The organism is Vibrio sp. 03_296, from assembly GCF_002265885.1.
This window is the reverse complement of record NZ_NPKW01000314.1, coordinates 1-1,097: the sequence shown is the minus strand read 5'-3', so window position 1 is coordinate 1,097 and position 1,097 is coordinate 1. Positions and strand designations below refer to the sequence as shown.

Annotated in this window: 1 protein-coding gene; it reads right to left on the bottom strand. The window is 42.6% G+C overall.

Annotated features, from left to right (window positions below; translation table 11 throughout):
* The coding region (locus CIK04_RS33705; protein WP_325205777.1) for a hypothetical protein at positions 1-346 on the bottom strand (346 nt) is incomplete at its 3' end.
* Positions 347-1,097 lie beyond the last annotated feature (751 nt).

Here is a 1,097-nt window from a genome sequence, read left to right as displayed (position 1 = left end):
CAAATTTGAAGGGGACAAACTGATATTGCCCTGTTACCGTCGTATTAGCCTGGTCACCATTAATGTAGGCCTCAACAGCAACCGTTTTAGTTTGGTTCACAGTGAGTGACAATATCTGTTCAAGAACACCATTAACCGATGTCAATTGCTGCGGCACACCATCAACGAGCACCGTCACCGATCCCGAGAAATTTGTTGCTAAAACACATATCAGCACACGAACAGTCGGCGTTAGGGTTTCGCAGGTCAACGCGATATCACTACTTGGAACAAGTTCTAAAGTATAATTTGAACTTGGTGTCAGACACGCCCCCTCTCCAATAATTTTAATGTTTCCGGTGCTCATCGTTAATCGATTCGTTGTTACTGCTCCGCGTAACGTAATCGGGTTACTGAACGTCACACGACTMCCCTAAATCTGCGCAGCAAAATCCGATGTAGGAGTATTGAAGTTAAATGTGGCAGTTGGTCCGTAAATGATCATATCTTTTAGCCCGCCTAGATCATTCATGATGGTTGTGTTGTTTTGAACAAATGAATTCACAACATAGAGAACAACCCCYTTCAAAACTGAACTTTCCACCAGTCCCTGAAAAAGTGATATCTCGGAAAGCGTAGCGACCGTTGGCTTTTAAGACTGTTTCAACCTGCCCCCAGGATTGTAACTTCTCACTTCCGTTCCATACGGTCCACCAACATCATTAAACACAACTTTAAACGAAAGGGTGATTATAGCCATTTACTATCAGTGTATTCAACGGTTTAAGAATGGTAATTGTAACTTCATTACTGCCACTGTTTGAGTAGCTACAATAATTTCCATCGCAGATACTTGCGTAGTTCCATTGATCAATAGATAAACTTGCAGTACTGGTAAACGAAGGCGAAATKGGGCTAGGTGTTCCCGCCTTTAAACCACCACTAGCACAACTACCGACATCACATGCTCCAGATAATCCTGCATGATAGGAAATAGTGTCAAAACCGACTTTTAGAGCTCCGTTCGTCTAAGTACGCATTAACGTAGTCTGTTGACCAACCAGATATTGAGCTGCCATTATTTTCAATATTCAATTCACTGCCCGACTTCCAGCTTT